Raw genomic sequence first — 21,224 nt, 5'->3', positions numbered from 1 at the left:
TCGAGGATCACGTGTCATGACGCCTGGACACGGCAGTACGGTGGACGGGGTGCTGCGGCGCAGTGCCCGGCGGACTCCGGCGCGGCGCGCGGTCGACTACCGCGAGCGCTCCTGGACGTACGCGGAACTCGACGAGGCCGTCTCCCGCGCGGCGACCGTGCTGCTCGGCGAGGGGCTGGCCCCCGGCGACCGGGTCGGTGCCTACGGGCACAACTCCGACGCCTACCTCATCGGTTTCCTCGCCTGCGCCCGCGCCGGCCTCGTGCACGTGCCGGTGAACCAGAACCTGACCGGCGACGACCTCGCCTACATCGTCGGGCAGTCGGGCAGCGCCTTCGTGCTGACCGACCCCGACCTCGCCGGGCGGCTGCCCGACGGCGTACGGACCCTGCCGCTGCGCGACGCCGACGACTCGCTCCTCGCGCGCCTGGACACCGCCCCGCCGTACGACGGGGACGAGCCGCGCGGGGACACGCTCGTGCAGCTGCTCTACACCTCCGGCACCACCGCCCTGCCCAAGGGCGCGATGATGACCCACCGGGCCCTCGTCCACGAGTACCTGAGCGCGATCACCGCCCTCGACCTGAGCGCCGGGGACCTGCCCGTCCACTCGCTGCCGCTCTACCACTCGGCGCAGATGCACGTGTTCCTGCTGCCGTACCTCGCGATCGGCGCGACCAACACCATCCTCGACGCACCCGACCCCGGGCAGCTCTTCGACCTGATCGAGGCGGGCCGCGCCGACAGCCTGTTCGCCCCGCCCACCGTGTGGATCGGCCTGTCCAACCGCCCCGACTTCGCCGACCGCGACCTGAGCGGACTGCGCAAGGCGTACTACGGGGCCTCGATCATGCCGGTGCCCGTCCTGGAGCGGCTGCGCGAGCGGCTGCCGAAGCTCGCCTTCTACAACTGCTTCGGTCAGAGCGAGATCGGCCCCCTCGCCACCGTCCTCGCCCCCGACGAGCACAAGGGCCGCATGGACTCCTGCGGACGCCCCGTGCTCTTCGTGGACGCACGGGTGGTCGACGAGGACGGCAAGGACGTACCGGACGGGACACCCGGTGAAGTCGTCTACCGTTCACCGCAGTTGTGCGACGGCTACTGGGACAAGCCCGAGGAGACGGCCGCCGCGTTCCGTGACGGCTGGTTCCACTCGGGCGACCTCGCCGTGCGGGACGCCGACGGCTACTTCACCGTCGTGGACCGGGTGAAGGACGTCATCAACTCCGGTGGCGTACTGGTCGCCTCGCGCCAGGTCGAGGACGCCCTCTACACCCACGAGCAGGTCGCCGAGGTCGCAGTGATCGGACTCCCCGACGAGCGCTGGATCGAGGCCGTCACCGCGGTCGTCGTGCGGCGCGGCGACGTCTCGGAGGCCGAACTCGTCGCCCACGCGCGGGAGAAGCTCCCCCACTTCAAGGCGCCCAAGCGGGTCCTCTTCGTGGAGGAACTGCCCCGCAACGCCAGCGGGAAGATCCTCAAGCGCGAGCTGCGCGACCGCTGGGGGTCCTGACCCGACACCGGGGACCACGGCACCGCGAGCCGGGGGAGCAGCCCGTACAACCCTCTCGCCGCCAGACGGGTCGCAGGGGGCATCGGGGCTTCGAAGGGGATCCGGGCGGACGGCAGGTTCCGGTCCCTCCGGCGGATGACGCCCACGTCGCCCCCGAGCCGGACCACAGTCGAATCGAGGGCGGATTCCGTGCTGCGCATCCACTTCACGCACGAGGACCTCACCCGCCTCCGGGTGGCGGGCACACCCGACCCGCTCTGGGAGATCGCCTGCAGCCTGCACCGCCTCCAGACCACCCGCGGACGCTGGGCGTACGCGGACTGGTACCGCGCCACCCGGGACACCCTCGCGGGCACCGGACTCGGCGCGGCGGTGCGGCGCCTGCTCATCCCGGTCCTGCCCCGCGCGTCGTACTTCCCCGACTGCCTCACCCCCTACGAGGCCGTCGACGGGCTGGACAGGGGACTTGCCGCGATCGTCGACACGCCGCCCGCCCGTGTGGCCCAGGAGGTGAGCAGACTCGACCGGCTGGGCGCGGCTCCGCCGTGGGCTCCCCGGCTGGTGGAGCGCGGCACCCGTGAAGAGCTCGTCAGGGCCCTGCGCGCCTACCACGAAGCGGTCATCGCACCTCACCACGACCGCGTCTGCGCGGCCATCGCCGGGGAGCGCGCCCTGTGGGCACGGCGGACCCTCGACTCCGGCATCGACGGGCTGCTCGCCGGGCTGTCGCCGGTCATGCGCTGGCACTCCCCGGTGCTGCACGTCGACTACGTGGAGGACCGCGACCTGTATCTCGACGGCCGCGGACTGCGCCTCGTCCCGTCCTACTTCTGCTGGCAGTTACCGATCTCGATGGCCGACGGCGCCCTGCCACCGGTGCTCGTCTACCCCCTCGCCGACTCCCGGCCACCCGCCGCCGCCCCGGCCGCGGACGCCCCGCTCGCCGCACTGCTGGGCGGGACCCGGGCCGCCGCCCTGCGGTCCCTGGCCGTCGGCGCCACCACCTCGGAACTGGCACGTTTCCTCGGGGTCTCGCCCTCCACCGCCACGCACCACACCACCGTGCTGCGCGACGCGGGTCTGATCACCAGCCGGCGGTGGCACAACATCGTGCTCCACACGCTCACTCCGCTGGGGGCGGCGGTACTGCGTCGGACAACGGCGGCACCGGGAGACTCGTCGGCCACAAGCGTCGACTTTCGGTCATGACAGCGTCCGCGGCAGGCGCAGCGTGTCCCGGTGACCCCACCCGCCCCACCGTTCGCTCGGGCACCGCTGGAGCATGGGAATCCGCTGCCTGGCCGGGCACTTTCGAGGACGGTCGAACGCCGTGGTCCGCAGGAGCCCGCTCTGCGAGCGTCTGCGGCGTGCACCCCGGACGCGGCGTCACCGCCCGTCCGGAACCGCGGTCCCGTCCACGCGTGTGTGGGCTCGGCCGAAGACCGGAAGACCGAAAAGGGGAAGCATGACCAGAGCCATCGCCGCCGGCGCGTTCGCACTCGTCTGCGCAGCGACCTGTCTGACGTTCGCTCCCGCGGCCTCCGCCGCTCCGCAGGCCTGCGTGACCTCGACGCTCACCACCGGGGCCAACCAGGGCGTCGGAACCGTCCGCAACAAGTCGGCCACGAGCAGCTGTGGCGACCTCAACCTCACCTACTCCGACGACTCGACCTCCCCGTACGGGGACTACTACGCCGGCCGGCTGCGCAACTCCAGCGGTGCCTGGCACACCTGCAGCAAGGGCTACGTCTGGGCGTCCGACGGCAGCCACAGCGTCAACGACTCCACGTACTGGCTCTGCACCGACGTCTCGGACAACACACCGTTCACGGTGACGAGCCAGCTCGACGGCGGCGACTCCGTCAAGATCACGCACTGACCGGAGGCCGATCGTCCGTCACCCGGTTCCACGCGCCACGGGGGTGCCATCGGCTCACGCCGATGGCACCCCCGCCCGGGGCGGGCCGGGGGGAGGGGCGAGCCGAGAGAGAGATGGGGGAGTGATTCGGATGGTCCACCCGGCCGGCCTGCACCGGTACAGGCCCCGTACCGGGGCGCGGTGGCGGGACGCGGGCCCGCTCCGGCGCCCGGCGGCCGCGCTGCGCGTCACGCTCGCAGCCGTCGCCGCCCTGGTCACCGCGGCCTGCTCGGCGCACCCCGCCCCGACCACGGAACCCGTCCCGCCCGCACCGGTGTCGGCCGCCCGTCTCAGCACCGCCCTGCCGGACGACCCGGTCCGCATGGTGCTGCCGGCCACCGGCGCCGAGACCCGCTGGACCCAGGGCCTCGACGTCTTCGTCCGGCAGGAGGCCCGCGCCGTCACGGCGTCGTGCGCCCACGATCTCGGGACGGAGCCCCCGACGCAGGATCCGGTCGCGTTCATCCGGTACTACGAACTCCCCGATCTGGACTTCGTCGCCCGGCACGGAATGAGCGGGAGCGCCGCGGTGCCCGTCGTCACGCCCGGCCCCGTGCGGACCGACACCGGGGACCGGTCCGGGACGGGGAGCGAGCGTCTCGTCGGACGGGGGAGCGACGAGGGGAAGGAGAAGGGGAGCGGCGCCGGGAAGGGGAAGAGGAACGGAGCAGGCGAAACCGGCGACACCGCTGTCGTGCGCCGCTGCGTGACCGAGGGGACGGCGGCCGCCACCGCGCTGCGCGACACCTACGCCGCCCTCCAGGGCCAGTGGTTCGGCACCCTCGTCCCCCTGCGCCATGACCCCGCCGTGCTGCGCGCCCTGCGCACCCTGCCGGGCTGCCTCGCCCGACGAGGGATCCGGGTCCGCGACGAGAACGGCTTCTTCGCCCTCGCCGACGCGCGGCAACAGACCACCTCCGCCGACCGGCTGCCCACCGTCGAACGCGCCCTCGGCAGCGCCTACGCGGACTGCATGCGCCCCGTCGAGGCCGTCCGCGAACCGGCCCGCCTGCGGCTCCGTGCCCGCTTCCTCGCCGACCACGCCGCCGAGGTCCGCACCCTGCGCGCGAACCTGCTCCCGGCCCTCCGCCGGGCCGGGGAGGAGCACGGTCTGCGCCTCGTCTTCCCGGCTCCGTAGCCGTACCAGCGGCATCCGGGGCCCATCGGATCCGCGACCGGCTTGGTCGCCGGCGGGGAGCAGCCGACGATCAGCTGCCCGCCGGAGCGCCGAGCCCGCTCACGGGCGCCGGCGCAGGTCGACGATCCGCTTCAGCTTGCCCACCGACCGTTCCAGCGACTCCGGTTCGACGATCTCCACGTCCGCGGAGACGCCGATGCCGTCCTTGATGGCCCTGCCGATCGTCCGGACGGCGGCCTCGCGCTGTTCGGGGGTCGCGCCGGAGCGGGCCTCCGCGCGCACGGTCAGCGCGTCCATGCGGCCCTCGCGGGTCAGCCGGAGCTGGAAGTGCGGGGCGACCCCCGGTGTCCGCAGCACGATCTCCTCGATCTGCGTCGGGAACAGGTTGACCCCGCGCAGGATCACCATGTCGTCGCTGCGGCCGGTGATCTTCTCCATCCGGCGGAAGACCCGGGCCGTGCCCGGCAGCAGCCGGGTCAGGTCCCGCGTCCGGTAACGGATCACCGGCATGGCCTCCTTGGTGAGCGAGGTGAACACCAGCTCGCCCTCCGCGCCGTCGGGGAGCAGCTCTCCGGTGATCGGGTCGACGACCTCCGGGTAGAAGTGGTCCTCCCAGACGTGCAGACCGTCCTTGGTCTCCACGCACTCCTGGGCGACGCCGGGACCGATCACCTCGGAGAGGCCGTAGATGTCCACCGCGTCGATCGCGAACCGCTCCTCGATCTCGCGCCGCATCTCCTCGGTCCACGGCTCGGCCCCGAAGATCCCGACCCGCAGCGAGGTGCTCCGCGGGTCCACGCCCTGCCGTTCGAACTCGTCGAGGAGGGTCAGCATGTACGACGGCGTCACCATGATGATCCGGGGCCTCAGGTCCTGGATCAGCTGGACCTGACGTGCCGTCATGCCGCCGGAAGCGGGGATCACCGTGCAGCCGAGGCGTTCGGCGCCGTAGTGCGCGCCGAGTCCGCCGGTGAACAGGCCGTACCCGTAGGCGACATGGACGATGTCGCCGGGACGCCCGCCCGCCGCGCGGATCGAACGCGCCACCATGTCCGACCACATGGACAGGTCGTTCTCCGTGTACCCCACGACGGTGGGCCGTCCGGTCGTCCCGCTCGACGCGTGCAGCCGGCGGATGCGGTCCTGCGGGACGGCGAACATCCCGTACGGGTAGTTCGCGCGCAGGTCCGCCTTGACCGTGAAGGGGAAGCGGGACAGGTCGGACAGCGCGCGGCAGTCGTCGGGGCGCAGGCCCGCCTTGTCGAACGACTCCCGGTAGAAGGGCACGTTCTCGTACGCGTGCCGCAGTGACGCGCGCAGCCGCTCCAGCTGGAGCGAGCGGAGTCCCTCCGCGTCGAGCCGCTCGCCCGCGTCGAGCAGGCCCTTCGGATCCGTGGAGTCCGTCATCGCCACTTCTCCCTCACCAACCATGCCATTCCGGACGACCGATCATTCGGTCGTGCTGTTCCGGATCAGTAATTCAGGTGGAGCCGCGTCCGTGCAAGGGGTCCGTCGGCGGTTTTTCCCGGAGCGGTGTGGTGAGGAGGCTCTCAACGCACCAGGCAGGGGCGTTTCGGGTCGAACTCCCAGCCGGGGACGAGATGACGCATGCCGACGGCGTCGTCGCGCGCCCCGAGCGCCTTCGTCCGGTACAGCTCGTGCGCCGCCAGCAGACGGTCCATGTCCAGGCGGAGGCCCAGCCCGGGGGCGTCGGGAACCGCGATCTCGCCGTCGACGATCCGCGGCGGTGCGACCGTGAGCCGCTCCAGGCCCTCCTGCCAGATCCAGTGCGTGTCGAGGGCGTTGTACGGGCCGGGGGCGGCGGCGCCGCAGTGGGTGACCATGGCGAGCGAGATGTCGAAGTGGTTGTTGGAGTGGCAGCCCCAGGTCAGTCCCATCGCGTTGCACAGCTGGGCGACGCGCACCGAGCCCCGCATGGTCCAGAAGTGCGGGTCGGCCAGCGGGATGGAGACCGACTGGAGGGCCAGGGCGTGGGTCAGCTGCCGCCAGTCCGTGGCGATCATGTTGGTCGCCGTGGGCAGCCCCGTGGCCCGGCGGAACTCGGCCAGGACCTCCCGGCCCGAATAGCCGTCCTCGGCGCCGCAGGGGTCCTCCGCGTAGGCGAGCGTGCCGACGAGGGGCGCGCACAGCTCGACCGCCTCGCGCAGCGACCAGGCGCCGTTCGGGTCGAGCGTGATCCGGGCCTCGGGGAAGCGGTCCTTGAGCGCGCGGACGGCCCTGACCTCCTCCACACCCTCCAGGACGCCGCCCTTGAGCTTGAAGTCCCGGAAGCCGTACAGCTCGTGGGCCGCCTCGGCCTGCCGGACGACGGTCTCCGGGGTGAGCGCCTCCTCGTGCCGCAGGCGGTACCAGTCCACGTCCGCGTCGGGCTCCCGCACGTACTCCAGGTCCGTGCGATCGGGATCCCCGACGTAGAAGAGATAGCCCAGCACCCTGACGGAAGAGCGTTGCTGGCCGTCGCCGAGCAGGGCGGCCACCGGCACGTCCAGATGCTGGCCGAGCAGGTCGAGCAGCGCCGACTCGACGGCGGTGACGGCGTGCACCGTCGTCCGCAGGTCGAAGGTCTGCGCACCGCGCCCGCCGGCGTCCCGGTCGCCGAACCGGTCCCCGACGGCACGCAGCACCCGCTGGAAGTCGCCCACCTTCGCACCGAGCACGAGGGGTTCGGCGTCGCGGAGCGTCCGGGTGATCCGCTCCCCGCCGGGCACCTCGCCGAGTCCGGTCCGCCCCTCGGAGTCCTTGAGCACGACCACGTTGCGGGTGAAATAGGGCCCGTGGGCACCCGAGAGGTTCAGCTCCATGCAGTCCCGCCCCGCGACGGGATAGACGGAGAACTCGGTGACGGTCGGCTGCTGACTGCTCATCAAAATCCTTTTGTACGAGGGTGACCGCGGCCGGCAGACCCCGGGGGAGGGCGTCGGGACCCACTCGACCACGAGGGCGCCGGCCGGGCAGTGCGACGCGTCAGGCGGGTCGGCGTACCGCTCCGACGAGCGCCAGGCCGGTGTCGAGGACGTGCTCCAGTTCGGCGAGGTCCGCCGGTCCCGGGTCGGTGAGTGGTGCGCGCACCGGGCCGACCGGCAGACCGCGCAGCCGGGCCGCGGCCTTGACCAGCGCGACCGCGTACCCGGGCACCCGGTCGCGCAGGGCGACGAACGGGACGTAGAAGTCGCGCAGCAGCTTGTTCACCGTCGCGTCGTCGCCCGCGCGCAGGGCGGCGAAGCAGGCGTCGGCGATCTCGGGGGCGAAGGCGTGCACGGCCGACGAGTAGGCGGGGACGCCGACGGTGGCGTAGGCGCGGGCCTGGATCTCGGCGGTGGCCGCCCCGTTGAAGAAGAGGAAACCGTCGGGCGCGGCGAGGGTGAGGCGCTGGAGCCTGTCGAGGTCGCTGTGCCCGTCCTTGAGCCCGACGACGGTGGGGATCTCCGCGATGGCGCGCAGGCCCTCGGGGGTGAAGGCGACCGGCCCGCGCTGGTACGCGATCAGGGGCAGCCGGGTGCCCGCGGCGATCCGGCGCACCTGCTCGACGAGCCCCTCCTCGGGTGCCTCGACGAGATAGTGCGGCAGCACCAGCAGGGCGTCCGCGCCGGCCTCCTCGGCGATCCGGGCGAACCGCAGCGCCTGCGCCCAGCCGTATCCGACGCCGGCGACCACCGGCAGCCGGCCGTCCGCGACCGCGACCGTGTCGGCGACCACGGAGCGGTACTCGTCCTCGTCCAGCGCGCTGAACTCGCCGGTCCCGCAGGCGGGGAACACGGCACCGGGTCCGGTGGCCAACTGGCGTGCCAGATACACCCGGTAGGACTCCGGGTCCAGATCGCCGTCGCCGGTGAAGCTGGTGAGCGGGAACGACAGCACGCCGTTCGTCATGCCCTCCCGCAGCCGCTGGACCACGTGCTCCGTCCGCGCGTCGAACCCTGTCATGATGCTCATCCCCGTATGCAGATGACGTCTATGTATGAGAACAGAGATTAGGTTCGTGAATCGCTACGGTCAATATGGGGGACGGCGCGGATTTACGATGGCGCCATGCCGGAGAGTCCAGGAGTGCGCGGAGTGAAGTCGGCGGCCCGCACCGTCGCGCTGCTGGAACTGCTCGCCGACCGCGGCGACCGGCCGGCGCGACTCGACGAGCTGGCCGGGGCGCTCGACGTGCCGCGCAGCAGCATGTACCAACTGCTGCAGACCCTCGTCGACTGCGGCTGGGTACGCTCCGACACCACCGGCTCGCTGTACGGCATCGGGATCCGCGCCCTGCTCACGGGCACCAGCTACCTGGACAGCGACCGCCGGGTCCGCGCGGCCCGCCCCCACCTCGACGAGGCCTCCGAGGCACTCGGCGAGACCCTCCACCTCGGCCGGCTCGACGGCGGCGACGTCGTCTACCTCGCCACCCGGGAGTCGCACGAGTACGCGCGCACCATCAACCGCGTCGGCCGCCGCGTCCCGGCCCACGCCACCGCGCTCGGCAAGGCCCTGCTCGCCGAGCGCCCCGACGCTGACCTCCCCCTCCCCGCCGAGCCGCTGGCCGCCCTTACGGCCGACACCCACACCCTCCGCGACGACCTGCTCGCCGATCTGGCCGGCGTGCGGGAGCGCGGTTACTCCGTCGACCGCGAGGAGACGGTGACCGGCATCGTGGGCTTCGGTTTCGCCCTGCGCTACGACACACCGGCCGCCGACGCCATCAGCTGCTCGGTCCCGGTGGACCGGCTCACCGCGGAGCACGAGGCCCGCGTCGTCGCCGTCATGCGGGAGACGCGGGCCACCATCGAGACCCTCCGGTCACCCGCCGCGGGCACACCGGACTGGCGCTGACCTCGGGGCACACGCGCAGGGCCGCGCCGGGGCGTGGGACGCCACCGGCGCGGTCGAGGGAGTCAGGGCTTCGACGCCGTGGCGGCGGAGCCCTCCGGGTGCGGGCCGAACGCCGTGAGGAAGCGGTCCCGGAACGTGTCCATGCGCCATTCCGGCGCGTTGTCGGCCGGCTTCAGGCCGTCCGTCCAGCCCCAGTCGGAGACCCGGTCCAGTACCTTCGGGTCGTGCGCGACGATCGTCACGGGGACGTCGCGGCTGGTGCTGCCCGCGGTGACCGTCGGGACGGGCTGGTGGTCGCCGAGGAACACGAGCACGGTGTTCTTGTCGCCGTACTTCTCGACGTACTCGGTGAGGCTGTGCAGCGAGTACTCGATGGCCCGCCGGTACTCCGTGCGCACGCTCTCCGGGTTCTTCCAGACCTCCTTGGGGTCCTTGCCCTCCTTCTTGATCTTCTCGAACACCGAGCCGTCGCCGAGGTCGTTCCAGTCGATCATGTGGGCGACGGGCGCCCAGGGGTTGTGACTCGAGGCCAGGATGATCTCCGCCATCATCGGCCCGCGGTCCTTCTTTCCGTGCTCCAGCCGCTCGAACGCCTCCAGGCTGAACTGGTCGGGCACGGGCGTCCAGCTGAAGTACGGGCCCTTGTAGCCGAGGTGCTCGGAGTCGTAGATGTGGTCGAGGCCGAAGAACCTGCCCTCGGGCCACGCCCGTCGGACGCCCGGCACGATGCCGACGGTGCGCCAGGCGCCCGTCTTGCGGAAATAGCTGGTGAGGGTGGAGCGGTCGCTGGTGGTCAGACTCCGGTACCGCTGCTGGTTCTTGATCCACAGTCCGGACAGGAAGGTGGAGTGGGCCAGCCAGCTGCCGGCGCCCGTGACGGGAGAGCGCAGCCAGCCGCTGCGCGAGGAGAACCCGGCCGACCTCAGCCGGTCGTTCCCCTGGGTGAGGGCGGTGTCGATCTGCCGGGACATCGCCGGGTCGTCGATCGCCGTCCGGCCGTAGCTCTCGATGAACGTGAACAGGACGTCCTTGCCGCGGAGTCCGGTCAGCAACTGGTCGGGCGGGGTGTCGGCGAACGCGTCGACCGAGGCCTGCCGTTCGAAGACCTCGCCGTCGTGCAGGCCCGCCTGCACCTGGCGCACCCGGTTCTGGACGATCCTCGCGTCGATCTGCGAGGCGACGGGCACGCCGGTGAACTGCACGCCGAGCGTCACGCAGGTGATCCAGGCGGTGCCGAGGACCAGGACCGTTCGGCCGGCGACGGGGCGGTTGCGGACCATGACGTCGGTGAGCCGGGCGACGGCGAGGGTCATCAGCACGAGCAGCGCGACGACGAGCGCGACGACCGCGATCAGCGCCACCACCTCGCCGGTCCGGCCGAACGACTCCCGCACCCAGTCCGCCGCGTTGCCGAACAGGCTCCAGTCCAGCACCAGGTCGAACGGCCGGACCAGGACGGAGTAGAAGCCCATGTCCACGAGCTTGAGGACGGTCAGCAGACCGAGCAGGGCGCCCACGACGTAGGACACGATCCGCCGCGGCCTCGGCGGGAGCGCCAGCAGCAGCGCCGCGAGGAGCACCCCTTCCGCGGGGATCCGCAGGAAGGCGGCGACACTGAGGCGGTCGAGCCGGTTCGGCACGACGAGGGCGAAGAGCACGAGGACACCGGCGAGAACGGTCGTCCCCACCGTCACTCCTCGCGCCACGCGGGGGTGGGCCACCCGCCAGCCACGCCGGCCACTACGTGCGGGCGGCGCGGGCGGTCCGGCGACGGCGCCGGCCTCTTCAGGAGTGACGGCCTCCTCTGGAGTGACAGCCTCCTCCGGGGCGGCGGCTGCCTCCGGGGCGGCGGACGCTTCCAGGCTCTTCGGTTCCGTGTCCGGCTCGGTGCCCCCGCCGTGGTCGGGCCGCGGTGCGGCGTCCAGGCTCTCGACGGTATCCGCGTCCTGACCGGGTGCGCCCTCCTGGTCCGGGGCCCTGGCCTCGTCATCGCCCGGGCGCGCGGGACCGTCGGATGCGGAGTCGGCCGCGGCGTCCTCGGGGGCGTCGACGTCCGGGACGTCCGGGACGGTCGGAGGCGTGTCCGTGCCGGCGGGGGTGTCCGGGGCCGCGCCCGCGGGTGTTCCGCCCGCCCCGCCGGACTCCGGGCCGGGGCCCGCGTCCTGGTCCGGCCGGGGCTCCGGGAGTCGACTGGAGCGCGTGGTGTGCGACACGCCGATGGTCCTTCCGTACGGGCCCCGTGATGACACGACCGACCACGCCCCGGGGCAGGGCAGGGGTGCCATCATCCGTACGGCTGATCTTCACCCACCGTTCAACCTGCGGCGTCCGTGCCGGGCAAAGAGTTCGCCAGGTCTCCGGGGGTGCTGTCAGAGGGCCGCGTCGGCGGCGACCGACCGGGCCCAGCGGTAGTCCGCCTTGCCGCTGGGGGAGCGCTGGATCGAGTCGGCGATCACGAGCTGGCGCGGGATCTTGTAGCCCGCGAGGTGGCCACGGCAGTGGGCCTGGATGTCGTCGAGCGAGGGGAGCGGCGCGCCCGTGCGCAGCTGCACGACCGCCGCCACGTGGTTGCCCCACCGCGGGTCGGGCACTCCGGCGACCAGGGCGTCGTACACGTCCGGATGCGACTTGAGGGCCTGCTCGACCTCTTCGGGATACACCTTCTCGCCGCCGGTGTTGATGCACTGCGAGCCGCGGCCGAGCACGGTGACGATGCCCTCGTCGTCGACGGTGGCCATGTCACCGAGCAGCACCCACCGCTCCTCTCCCCGCCGGAAGAAGGTCTCGGCCGTCTTGCCGGGGTCGTTGTAGTAGCCGAGCGGCACATGGCCGCGCTGCGCGACCCGGCCCGGCTCGCCCACCGCGACAGGCTCGTACGTCGCCGGGTCGACCACCTGCGTACGGGAGTTGACGCGGATCCGGAAACCGCGCTCCGGGCCGGAGTCCGGCGTCGCGGTGCCGTTGAAACCGGACTCGGACGACCCGAAGTTGTTGAGCAGCATCACGTTCGGCACGAGGGACTGGAACTGCTCGCGCACCGTGTCCGACATGATCGCCCCGGACGAGGACACGCTGAACAGGGAGGAACAGTCCGTGCCCTTCAGAGGACCGCTCAGCGCGTCGATCAGCGGGCGCAGCATCGCATCGCCGACCAGGGACACACTGGTGACCTTCTCCCGCTCGATGGTGCGCAGGACCTCCTCGGGCGCGAACTTGCGGTGGATCACCACGCGTTGGCCGAAGTTGAAGGCGATGAACGCCGTGAGCGTCGACGTGCCGTGCATCAGCGGGGGAGTGGGGAAGAACGTGATGCCCGCGCCGCCCGCCGCCACACGCTCGGCGAGTTCCTCCGGCCGGGCCACCGGCTCGCCGGTCGGCGCGCCTCCGCCGAGACCCGCGAAGAACAGGTCCTCCTGCCGCCACATCACCCCCTTCGGCATGCCTGTCGTGCCGCCGGTGTAGATGATGAACTGGTCGTCCGCGGACCGGGCGGGGAAGCCGCGATCCGGCGATCCGGCCGCCGCCGCGGCGGCGAACTCCACCACGTCCGGGGTGCTCGCCCCGTCCGGCCCCCCGGCGGGAGCGCCCACCCGGACGAGGTGCCGCAGCCGCGCGGCACGCGGCCGCGCCGCCGCCACCCGGCCGGTGAACTCCGCGTCGAAGACCAGCGCCACGAGGTCCGCGTCCTGGTACAGGTAGGCCAGCTCCTCCTCCACGTAGCGGTAGTTGACGTTGACCGGCACCACCCGCGCCTTCAGGCAGGCCAGGACGGTCTGGAGGTATTCGACGCCGTTGTAGAGGTGGAGGCCGAGATGTTCCCCGGGGCGGATGCCGCTGTCGATCAGATGGTGGGCGAGACGGTTCGCCGCCGCGTCCAGCTCGGCGTACGTCAGGCGCCGTTCCGCGCCCGTGCCGGGATGGTCGACGTACACGAGCGCCTCGCGGTCCGGGACCACGTCGACGACCGACTCGAACAGGTCGGCAAGGTTGTACTCCACCGTTCCTCCTGACCGTGTACGTCCGTCCGTCACTGGGCGGGCCTCGGCCCGACGGTCATCAGAGCAAAGCCCGACCGAACTGGGAAGGGCCGCGGCAGAAGAAATCTGACTGGGTGTCAGAAAACCCTTGTACTGGTCGCACGCCTCCTGCAACCTGTTCTCGCATCCGAGACGGGAGGACGGCTATGGGTGGGACGGAACACCTCACCGTGCAGCGCGAAGGCGCCACACTGGTGCTCACGCTCAACAGGCCCGAGGCCAGGAACGCGCTCTCACTGCCGATGCTGGTCGGCCTGTACGACGGCTGGGTCGAGGCCGACGAGGACGACACGGTCCGCTCGATCGTGCTCACCGGCGCCGGGGGCACCTTCTGCGCCGGGATGGACCTCAAGGCACTGGCGGGGAAGGGCATGGAGGGCGAGCAGTACCGGGACCGCCTCAAGGCCGATCCCGACCTCCACTGGAAGGCCATGCTGCGCCACCACCGCCCCCGGAAGCCGGTGATCGCCGCCGTCGAGGGGTACTGCGTCGCGGGCGGGACCGAGATCCTCCAGGGCACCGACATCCGGGTGGCCGGCGCCTCCGCCACCTTCGGGCTCTTCGAGGTCAGGCGCGGCCTGTTCCCGATCGGGGGCTCGACCGTCCGGCTGCCGCGCCAGATCCCGCGCACCCACGCCCTCGAAATGCTCCTCACCGGGCGCGCCTACTCCGCGCGAGAAGCCGCCGACATCGGGCTCGTCGGCCGGGTCGTGCCCGAGGGCACCGCCCTCACCGAGGCCCTCGCCGTCGCCGAACAGATCAACGCCTGTGGCCCGCTCGCCGTCGAGGCCGTCAAGGCGTCCGTGTACGAGACCGCCGAACTCACCGAGTCCGACGGCCTCGCCGCCGAACTGCGGCGCGGCTGGCCGGTCTTCGACACCGCCGACGCCAAGGAGGGCTCCCGGGCCTTCGCCGAGAAGCGCCCGCCCGTCTACCGGCGCGCCTAGGGGGTGTCGATCGGATCAGTCCGGGGCCGCGGCGCCTGGCACGGCGCCCCGGCCCGCCTCCCGCGCCGAGCCGCTCGCGGACGCGGCGCGTCCGACCTCCGAAGGAGAGATCCGGGATGCCCGAAGTCCTCAAAGCCCCCCTCGTCGTCGAGTTCCCCTTCACCCGCTCGCTCGGCCCCGTGCAGAGCGCCTTCCTCACGGGCCTGCGCGAACGCGTCGTCCTCGGGGTGCGGACCACCGACGGACGCACCCTCGTCCCGCCCGTCGAGTACGACCCGGTCACCGCCGACGAGATACACGACCTCGTCGAGGTCGCCCCCACCGGCACGGTCACCACCTGGGCCTGGAACCACGAACCACGCCGCGGCCAGCCCCTCGACACCCCGTTCGCCTGGGTCCTCGTCCGGCTGGACGGCGCCGACACGGCCCTGCTGCACGCCCTCGACGCCCCCGGCCCCGACGCCGTCCACACCGGGATGCGCGTCCGCGTCCGCTGGGCCCCCGAACGCTCCGGCGCCATCACCGACATCGCCTGCTTCGAACCGTACGACGGCGGACCCGGTGAACCCGCCGGTCACGACGGCCGGTTCGAGAACCCGGTGACCGGAATCGTCGCGGCCGCCCGTCTCGACTACGTCTACTCCCCGGGCCGCGCCCAGACCGCCTACATCGAGAACCTCGCCGAACGGCGCACCGTCGGCGAACGCTGCCCGTCCTGCCGCAAGGTGTACGTCCCACCCCGGGGCGCCTGCCCCACCTGCGGCCTGGCCACCTCCGAACAGGTCGAGGTCGGCCCGCGCGGCACCGTCACCACGTACTGCATCGTCAACATCAAGGCGAAGAACCTCGACATCGACGTGCCTTACGTCTACGCGCACATCGCCCTCGACGGGGCCGGACTCGCGCTGCACGGCCGGATCGGCGGCATCCCCTACGACGAGGTGCGGATGGGGCTGCGCGTCGAACCCGTGTGGACGGAGGGCTGCCGCCACCCCGACCACTACCGGCCCACCGGCGAACCCGACGCGGACTACGAGACGTACAAGGAGATGCTGTAGATGCGGCCCACCAGGGACATCGCCGTCGTCGCCTTCGGGCAGACCGACCACCGGCGCACCTCCGACGAGCACTCCGAGGTGGAGATGCTCCTCCCGGTGCTGCACGACGTCCTCGACCGGACGGGCCTGCGCACCGCGGACATCGGCTTCACCTGCTCCGGCTCCAGCGACTACCTCGCCGGCCGCGCCTTCTCCTTCACCATGGCGCTCGACGGGGTGGGGGCCTGGCCGCCGATCTCCGAGTCGCACGTGGAGATGGACGGCGCCTGGGCCCTGTACGAGGCGTGGACGAAACTGCTCACCGGCGACGCCGACACCGCGCTCGTGTACGCCTACGGCAAGTCCTCGCCGGGTTCCGTGCGCGACGTCCTGACCCGCCAGCTCGACCCGTACTACGTGGCCCCGCTGTGGCCCGACTCCGTCGCGCTCGCCGCGCTGCAGGCCCAGGCGCTCATCGACGCGGGCGAGACCGACGAACCCGCGCTCGCCGGCGTCGCCGCCCGCAGCCGCGCCGACGCGCGCACCAACGCCCACGCCCAGCTGCGCGGTCCGGTCCCCCAGGGCGACTACCTGGTCCGGCCGCTGCGCACCGGGGACTGCCCGCCCATCGGCGACGGAGCCGCGGCCGTGATCCTCGCCGCCGGAGAGCGGGCCCGTGACCTGTGCGAACGCCCGGCCTGGATCCGGGGCATCGACCACCGCGTCGAGGCGCACTCGCTCGGCGTGCGCGATCTGACCGACTCCCCGTCCACCCGGCGGGCGGCGGAACGCGCCGGGGCCTTCGAACGGCCCGTCGACACGGCCGAGTTGCACGCACCCTTCACCTCCCAGGAGGTGGTGCTGCGCAAGGCGCTGCGGCTCGACGACAGCGTGCGCGTCAACCCGTCGGGGGGTCCGCTGGCCGCCAACCCCGTCATGGCGGCCGGGCTGATCCGCATCGGCGAGGCCGCCGCGCGCGTCCATCGCGGGGAGTCCGATCGGGCACTCGCCCACGCCACCTCCGGCCCCTGCCTCCAACAGAACCTGGTCGCCGTACTCGAAGGGGACGTCCGATGAGCAAGGAGCCCGTGGCCGTCGTAGGCATCGGCCAGACCAAGCACGTGGCGGCGCGCCAGGACGTGTCCATCGCGGGCCTCGTCCGCGAGGCCGCCCGGCGCGCCCTCGACGACGCCGAGCTGACCTGGGCCGACATCGACGCCGTGGTGATCGGGAAGGCGCCCGACTTCTTCGAGGGCGTCATGATGCCCGAGCTGTACCTCGCCGACGCCCTCGGCGCGGTGGGCAAGCCGATGCTGCGGGTGCACACCGCCGGGTCCGTCGGCGGGTCGACCGCCCTCGTCGCCGCCAACCTCGTCGCCGCCCGCGTCCACGGCACCGTCCTCACCCTCGCCTTCGAAAAGCAGTCCGAGTCGAACGCCATGTGGGGCCTGTCCCTTCCCGTCCCCTTCCAGCAGCCCCTCCTCGCCGGCGCCGGCGGCTTCTTCGCCCCGCACGTGCGTGCCTACATGCGGCGCACCGGAGCTCCCGACACGGTCGGCTCGCTCGTCGCCTACAAGGACCGCCGCAACGCCCTGAAGAACCCGTACGCACACCTCCACGAGCAGGACATCACGCTGGAGAAGGTCCAGGCGTCCCCCATGCTCTGGGACCCGATCCGCTACTCGGAGACCTGCCCGTCCTCCGACGGCGCCTGCGCCATGATCCTCACCGACCGCGCCGGAGCGGCCCGTTCGCCCCGGCCGCCCGCCTGGATGCACGGCGGCGCCATGCGCAGCGAACCCACCCTCTTCGCCGGCAAGGACTTCGTGTCCCCGCAGGCCGGCAAGGACTGCGCGGCCGACGTGTACCGGCAGGCCGGGATCGCGGACCCCCGCCGGGACATCGACGCCGTCGAGATGTACGTGCCGTTCTCCTGGTACGAACCCATGTGGCTGGAGAACCTCGGCTTCGCCGACGAGGGCGAAGGATGGAAACTCACCGAATCGGGGGTCACCGAACTGGAGGGCGATCTCCCCGTCAACATGTCGGGCGGCGTCCTGTCCACCAATCCGATCGGCGCCTCCGGCATGATCCGCTTCGCCGAAGCGGCACTCCAGGTCCGTGGCCAGGCAGGAGAGCACCAGGTCGACGGGGCACGACGGGTCCTCGGGCACGCCTACGGAGGCGGATCCCAGTTCTTCTCCATGTGGCTGGTCGGCGCCGCGCCGCCCGCATCCTGAAACCGTCCCCCTCACGTGGCCTGTCCGCCACCCGGACCGATCGCTAGGCTGGCCGCGGACGACGAACCGGGAGGAGCACGGACGTGGCCGAGAGCACCATCGAGCAACACCCGCTCGCGGGCTGGGACAAGCCGGAGCTGGACCTCAGCAAGGCCGAGTGGCAGTCCAGCAGCCGGGGGCGGGGAGATGTCCAGATCGCCTTCGTCGAGGGCTTCATCGCGATGCGCAACAGCGGCCGCCCGCAGAGCCCTTCCCTGATCTTCACCCCCGCCGAGTGGGGGGCGTTCGTGTCGGGCGCCCGTGAAGGCGAGTTCGACCTCACCTGAACCGACACCGCCGGACCCTGTCCTCCCCGTCCCCGGACCCCGGCGGGGAGCGGCGGAGGACGTTCCCGTCGCGCCCGCACCGCGGGCCGCGCGTCTCCCTCCCGCCGCCCGCGTGCGCCCGCGAAAAGGTTCCCTGAGCAGGAGCGCTCGAACAGGCTGCCCCACCGATGATCCCGGCGTACGCTGAGGTGCCTGGAGGTCACGGTACGCATCCGCATCGCCGCGCGGGCGCGACCGTGATCAGGGGGTGATCATGGGGCAGCGCAGCCTGCGTGGCCGTCGTACGCTCTTCGAGCGCGAGAGCGAACTGTCCGCCGTGGACGAGGCGTTGAGCGATCTCGCCGGACCGCACAGGAACACCGGGGAACCGCCCGGCCGTTCCCGCGGAGCACTGCTGTCCTTCGCGGGCCACGCCGGCATCGGCAAGACGACCCTCCTCACCGAGGTGCGCCGCCGCTCCGCCGCCAAGGGCTGCACCGTCCTGAGCGCGCGCGGCGGCGAGCAGGAGCAGCGCGTCGCCTTCCATGTCGCCCGCCAGCTCCTCCAGCCGGAGTTCGCCGGCCTCTCCGAGGCCGAACTCCGCGCGACGCTGGGCAGTTGGTACGCGATCGTGGGCCCCGCACTCGGTCTCTGCGCTCCCTCCGAAGGCGCCCCGCCCGACCAGCAGGGACTGCGCGCGGGCCTCGACTGGATCCTCACCCACCTCGCCGTACAGCGGGCCCCGATGGTGCTCGTCCTGGACGACGCGCACTGGGCCGACGCCGAATCCCTCAGCTGGCTCGCCGCGTTCGCACCCCGCGCCGACCAACTCCCGCTGCTCGTCGTCGTCGCCTACCGGCCCGACGAACTCCCCGAACACGCCGAGGCGTTCAGGAGCCTGCCCGGCCGTGCCGGCCAGCGTCCCATCGGGCTCGAACCACTCAGCGCGGCGGCCGTCGCCCGGCTCGTCCGCGAGGACCTCGGCACCCAGGCCGACGACGCGTTCTGCCGCGAGTGCTGGGCGGTCACCGCGGGCAACCCCTTCGAGGCCGTCGAGCTGACCGCCAAGGTCCGCGACCGGGGGCTGAACCCGACCGAGGACGGCGCGCACCTGCTGCGGGACCTCGCCGCCGCCGTCAAGGGCAGCGGCCTCATCGCCCGTCTCGAACGCCTCGGCACCGCGACCGTCCGCTTCGCCTGGGCCTGCGCCGTACTGGGCACGGAGATCCGGCCCGCGCTCGCCGCCGCCGTCGCCGGACTCGGTCCCGAGGAGGCCGCCGACGCGGCGGACGCCCTGCGCACCGCCCGCATCCTCACCGGCGCCGACCCCCTGGAGTTCGTGCACCCGCTCATCGCCACCGCCGTCTACCGCGACATCCCCGGCGCCGTGCGCGTCGCCCTGCACGGCCAGGCCGCCTGGTGCGTGATCGACGAAGGACTCGGCCCGGCCGCCGCCGCGCGCCACCTCATGGAGACCCACCCCGACGGCGACGCCTGGATCGTCCAGCAGCTGCGCGCCGCTGCCCGCGAGACCCAGCGCGCCGGAGCCCCCGACGCCGCCCGCCGCTGTCTCGCCCGCGCCCTGCGCGAACCGCCGCCGCCCGCCGAGCGGGCCGCCGTCCTGTACGAACTGGGCTGCGCCTCCCTGCTCACCGAGCCGGCGAACACGGTCAACCACCTGCGCGCGGCGCTCGAAGAACCCATCGCCGACCCCGAGCTGCGCCACAACATCGTCTACCGCCTCTCCCAGGTCCTCGCGCACAGCGACCGGCTCGCCGAGGCCTCCGAGACCCTCGACGGCGAGATCCGCGTCACCGGCGACGCCCGGGTGCGGCTGCGCATGCAGTCCGAGCAGTTCATGTGGGACGCCTTCCGCGCCGACGAGCCCGACTCGCCCGCCCGCTCCCGCCGGCTGGCCCGCCTCGCCGACCGGCTCACCGGCCGTGACCTCACCGAGCGCTACGTCATCGGGCTGCGCGCCTGGGACGCCACCCTGCGCGGCGAACCCGCCCAGGTCGCCCTCCATCACGCCGAACGAGCCCTCGCCGGCGGCCTGGGCTGGGCCGAGGCCGACCGCGGTTTCGAGGTCCCGGTGCTCGTCGCGATGACCTTCATGTACGCCGACCGGCCGGGCCGCACGGAGGAGCTCTTCGCCACCGGCATCGCCGACTTCGAGACCCAGGGCTGGCACGGCGCCCATCTCTCCTTCGGCTACACGATCCTCGGCTACGTCCGCTTCCGCCGCGGCCGCCTCGCCGAGGCGGAGGACTTCGTCCGCGCCGGCCTCCGGCTCGCCGAACGCGTCGGGCCCGGCACCCCCGTCCACTGGTACGCGGTGGGCACGCTCGTCCAGGTCCTGCTGGCCCGCGGCCGGGTCGAGGAGGCCACCCGCGCCGGCGAGCACTACGCGCTGCGCGCGCCCTTCCCGGCCGCCGTCACCTTCCCCGACGCCCAGACCGTGTACGGCGAACTCCTGCTCGCCCGCGGCCTCGCCAAGGAGGCGGCCGTCGAGCTCGCCTCCGCGGGCCGCCGGCTCGACGAACGCGGCATGCGCAACCCCTCCTGGTGTCCCTGGCAGCTCCACCTCGCCCGCGCCGAGAGCCATGACGCCCCCGAGCGCGCCGTCGTCACGGCCCTCGACGCGGTGCAGCGGGCCCGTCAGTACGGCGCGCCCTCGGCGATCGGCCAGGCGCTGCGCGCGGCGGCGGAGGTGTCCCCGGTTCCGGACCGTGTCAGCCTGCTCGAAGAGTCGGTCGGCCACCTGGAGCGCTCCCCGGCCGCGTACGAACTGGCCCGCGCGCTGGTCGACCTCGGGACCGAACTGCGCCGCGCGGGACGTCCCAAGGAAGCCGCCGAGCACCTCTACCGCGGCCTTGACGCGGCCGTCCAGTGCGGTGCCGACGGACTGGTCGGCGCGGCCCGTGAGGAGCTGGCGAACGCGGGACTGCGGCCCCGCCGCCTGCACAGCACCGAGACGGACACCCTGACCGCCCGCGAGCGTGCCGCCGCCGCGCTGACCGCGACGGACCGGACCCCGGCCCAGGTCGCGAAGGAACTGCGGATCGACGAGCAGGCCGTCGTCCGGCTGCTGTCGGCGGTCTACCGCAAGGTCGGCACGGACCGCACCGGGCTCGCCGCCGCCCTCCGGGAGCAGGCCACGTCCTGACGCGAACGGCCGGCGGGGGACCGGCGCGACCCGAGGCGGCGGCGCCCGGCGAGGGGTCCCGCGCGGCGCCGTGCGGTGCGGCCG

The 21,224-nt window shown here is 72.8% G+C and carries 16 protein-coding genes; 11 read left to right on the top strand and 5 right to left on the bottom strand.

Annotated features, from left to right (window positions below):
• The first annotated feature begins 16 nt into the window (after nt 1–16).
• From B0675_RS30435 to B0675_RS30420, 4 genes are all read left to right on the top strand, one after another.
• Nucleotides 17–1,513: an acyl-CoA synthetase gene (locus B0675_RS30435; RefSeq protein ID WP_081222819.1), complete on the top strand. Its 1,497-nt coding sequence runs from the start codon at nt 17–19 to the stop codon at nt 1,511–1,513.
• A 189-nt stretch (nt 1,514–1,702) separates the two neighbouring features.
• Nucleotides 1,703–2,722, top strand: coding sequence for a winged helix-turn-helix domain-containing protein (locus tag B0675_RS30430; RefSeq protein ID WP_081222818.1), 1,020 nt, complete (start codon nt 1,703–1,705; stop codon nt 2,720–2,722).
• A 256-nt stretch (nt 2,723–2,978) separates the two neighbouring features.
• Nucleotides 2,979–3,392 carry a hypothetical protein gene (locus B0675_RS30425; protein WP_081222817.1) on the top strand — a complete coding sequence of 138 codons (414 nt, stop codon included), beginning with the start codon at nt 2,979–2,981 and terminating at the stop codon, nt 3,390–3,392.
• Nucleotides 3,393–3,522: 130 nt separating this feature from the next.
• Nucleotides 3,523–4,569, top strand: coding sequence for a hypothetical protein (locus B0675_RS30420; protein ID WP_241540059.1), 1,047 nt, complete (start codon nt 3,523–3,525; stop codon nt 4,567–4,569).
• Between the two features lie 99 nt (nt 4,570–4,668).
• Here B0675_RS30420 and paaK read toward each other — a convergent pair whose 3' ends face one another.
• The 3 genes from paaK to B0675_RS30405 form a co-directional block, all read right to left on the bottom strand.
• Entirely contained in the window at nt 4,669–5,976 is a 1,308-nt protein-coding gene (gene paaK / locus B0675_RS30415) for a phenylacetate--CoA ligase PaaK (protein ID WP_081222816.1), read from the bottom strand.
• Between the two features lie 143 nt (nt 5,977–6,119).
• Complete coding sequence (locus B0675_RS30410) at nt 6,120–7,454, bottom strand: enolase C-terminal domain-like protein (protein WP_081222815.1); 1,335 nt, start codon at nt 7,452–7,454, stop codon at nt 6,120–6,122.
• A gap of 100 nt (nt 7,455–7,554) precedes the next feature.
• Nucleotides 7,555–8,523: a 5-dehydro-4-deoxyglucarate dehydratase gene (locus B0675_RS30405; protein WP_081222814.1), complete on the bottom strand. Its 969-nt coding sequence runs from the start codon at nt 8,521–8,523 to the stop codon at nt 7,555–7,557.
• Between the two features lie 96 nt (nt 8,524–8,619).
• Between B0675_RS30405 and B0675_RS30400 the strand changes: the two genes are divergently transcribed.
• The gene (locus B0675_RS30400; protein WP_081222813.1) at nt 8,620–9,408 is read left to right on the top strand and encodes an IclR family transcriptional regulator; all 789 of its coding nucleotides are present in this window, start codon (nt 8,620–8,622) and stop codon (nt 9,406–9,408) included.
• A 62-nt stretch (nt 9,409–9,470) separates the two neighbouring features.
• On the opposite strand, the gene B0675_RS30395 is transcribed toward B0675_RS30400, so the two are convergent.
• Together B0675_RS30395 and B0675_RS30385 are read right to left on the bottom strand one after the other, a co-directional pair.
• Nucleotides 9,471–11,621: a sulfatase gene (locus B0675_RS30395; protein WP_179165474.1), complete on the bottom strand. Its 2,151-nt coding sequence runs from the start codon at nt 11,619–11,621 to the stop codon at nt 9,471–9,473.
• Between the two features lie 156 nt (nt 11,622–11,777).
• Nucleotides 11,778–13,406, bottom strand: coding sequence for an acyl-CoA synthetase (locus tag B0675_RS30385; RefSeq protein WP_081222811.1), 1,629 nt, complete (start codon nt 13,404–13,406; stop codon nt 11,778–11,780).
• Nucleotides 13,407–13,591: 185 nt separating this feature from the next.
• Between B0675_RS30385 and B0675_RS30380 the strand changes: the two genes are divergently transcribed.
• From B0675_RS30380 to B0675_RS30355, 6 genes are all read left to right on the top strand, one after another.
• The gene (locus B0675_RS30380) at nt 13,592–14,392 is read left to right on the top strand and encodes a crotonase/enoyl-CoA hydratase family protein (protein WP_081222810.1); all 801 of its coding nucleotides are present in this window, start codon (nt 13,592–13,594) and stop codon (nt 14,390–14,392) included.
• Between the two features lie 116 nt (nt 14,393–14,508).
• Entirely contained in the window at nt 14,509–15,450 is a 942-nt protein-coding gene (locus tag B0675_RS30375; RefSeq protein WP_081222809.1) for an OB-fold nucleic acid binding domain-containing protein, read from the top strand.
• Nucleotides 15,451–16,506, top strand: coding sequence for a thiolase domain-containing protein (locus B0675_RS30370; RefSeq protein WP_081222808.1), 1,056 nt, complete (start codon nt 15,451–15,453; stop codon nt 16,504–16,506).
• The gene (locus B0675_RS30365) at nt 16,503–17,669 is read left to right on the top strand and encodes a thiolase domain-containing protein (RefSeq protein WP_081222807.1); all 1,167 of its coding nucleotides are present in this window, start codon (nt 16,503–16,505) and stop codon (nt 17,667–17,669) included. Before B0675_RS30370 ends, B0675_RS30365 begins: the two co-directional genes overlap by 4 nt.
• An 83-nt stretch (nt 17,670–17,752) precedes the next feature.
• The gene (locus B0675_RS30360; RefSeq protein ID WP_081222806.1) at nt 17,753–17,995 is read left to right on the top strand and encodes a DUF397 domain-containing protein; all 243 of its coding nucleotides are present in this window, start codon (nt 17,753–17,755) and stop codon (nt 17,993–17,995) included.
• A 253-nt stretch (nt 17,996–18,248) separates the two neighbouring features.
• Entirely contained in the window at nt 18,249–21,140 is a 2,892-nt protein-coding gene (locus B0675_RS30355; protein ID WP_081223971.1) for an AAA family ATPase, read from the top strand.
• Nucleotides 21,141–21,224 lie beyond the last annotated feature (84 nt).

This window comes from Streptomyces sp. M41(2017) (genome assembly GCF_002078175.1).
Taxonomy (GTDB): Bacteria; Actinomycetota; Actinomycetes; order Streptomycetales; family Streptomycetaceae; genus Streptomyces.
This window is presented reverse-complemented; position numbering and strand designations above follow the sequence as displayed.

Bases quoted from the DNA above. Each gene is read 5' to 3' on its own strand.
- B0675_RS30435 (WP_081222819.1), top strand. From the start codon at position 17: ATGACGCCTGGACACGGCAGTACGGTGGACGGGGTGCTGCGGCGCAGT.
- B0675_RS30425 (WP_081222817.1), top strand. From the start codon at position 2,979: ATGACCAGAGCCATCGCCGCCGGCGCGTTCGCACTCGTCTGCGCAGCG.
- B0675_RS30420 (WP_241540059.1), top strand. From the start codon at position 3,523: ATGGTCCACCCGGCCGGCCTGCACCGGTACAGGCCCCGTACCGGGGCG.
- paaK (WP_081222816.1), bottom strand. From the start codon at position 5,976: ATGACGGACTCCACGGATCCGAAGGGCCTGCTCGACGCGGGCGAGCGG.
- B0675_RS30410 (WP_081222815.1), bottom strand. From the start codon at position 7,454: ATGAGCAGTCAGCAGCCGACCGTCACCGAGTTCTCCGTCTATCCCGTC.
- B0675_RS30405 (WP_081222814.1), bottom strand. From the start codon at position 8,523: ATGAGCATCATGACAGGGTTCGACGCGCGGACGGAGCACGTGGTCCAG.
- B0675_RS30400 (WP_081222813.1), top strand. From the start codon at position 8,620: ATGCCGGAGAGTCCAGGAGTGCGCGGAGTGAAGTCGGCGGCCCGCACC.
- B0675_RS30380 (WP_081222810.1), top strand. From the start codon at position 13,592: ATGGGTGGGACGGAACACCTCACCGTGCAGCGCGAAGGCGCCACACTG.
- B0675_RS30375 (WP_081222809.1), top strand. From the start codon at position 14,509: ATGCCCGAAGTCCTCAAAGCCCCCCTCGTCGTCGAGTTCCCCTTCACC.
- B0675_RS30370 (WP_081222808.1), top strand. From the start codon at position 15,451: ATGCGGCCCACCAGGGACATCGCCGTCGTCGCCTTCGGGCAGACCGAC.
- B0675_RS30365 (WP_081222807.1), top strand. From the start codon at position 16,503: ATGAGCAAGGAGCCCGTGGCCGTCGTAGGCATCGGCCAGACCAAGCAC.
- B0675_RS30355 (WP_081223971.1), top strand. From the start codon at position 18,249: ATGGGGCAGCGCAGCCTGCGTGGCCGTCGTACGCTCTTCGAGCGCGAG.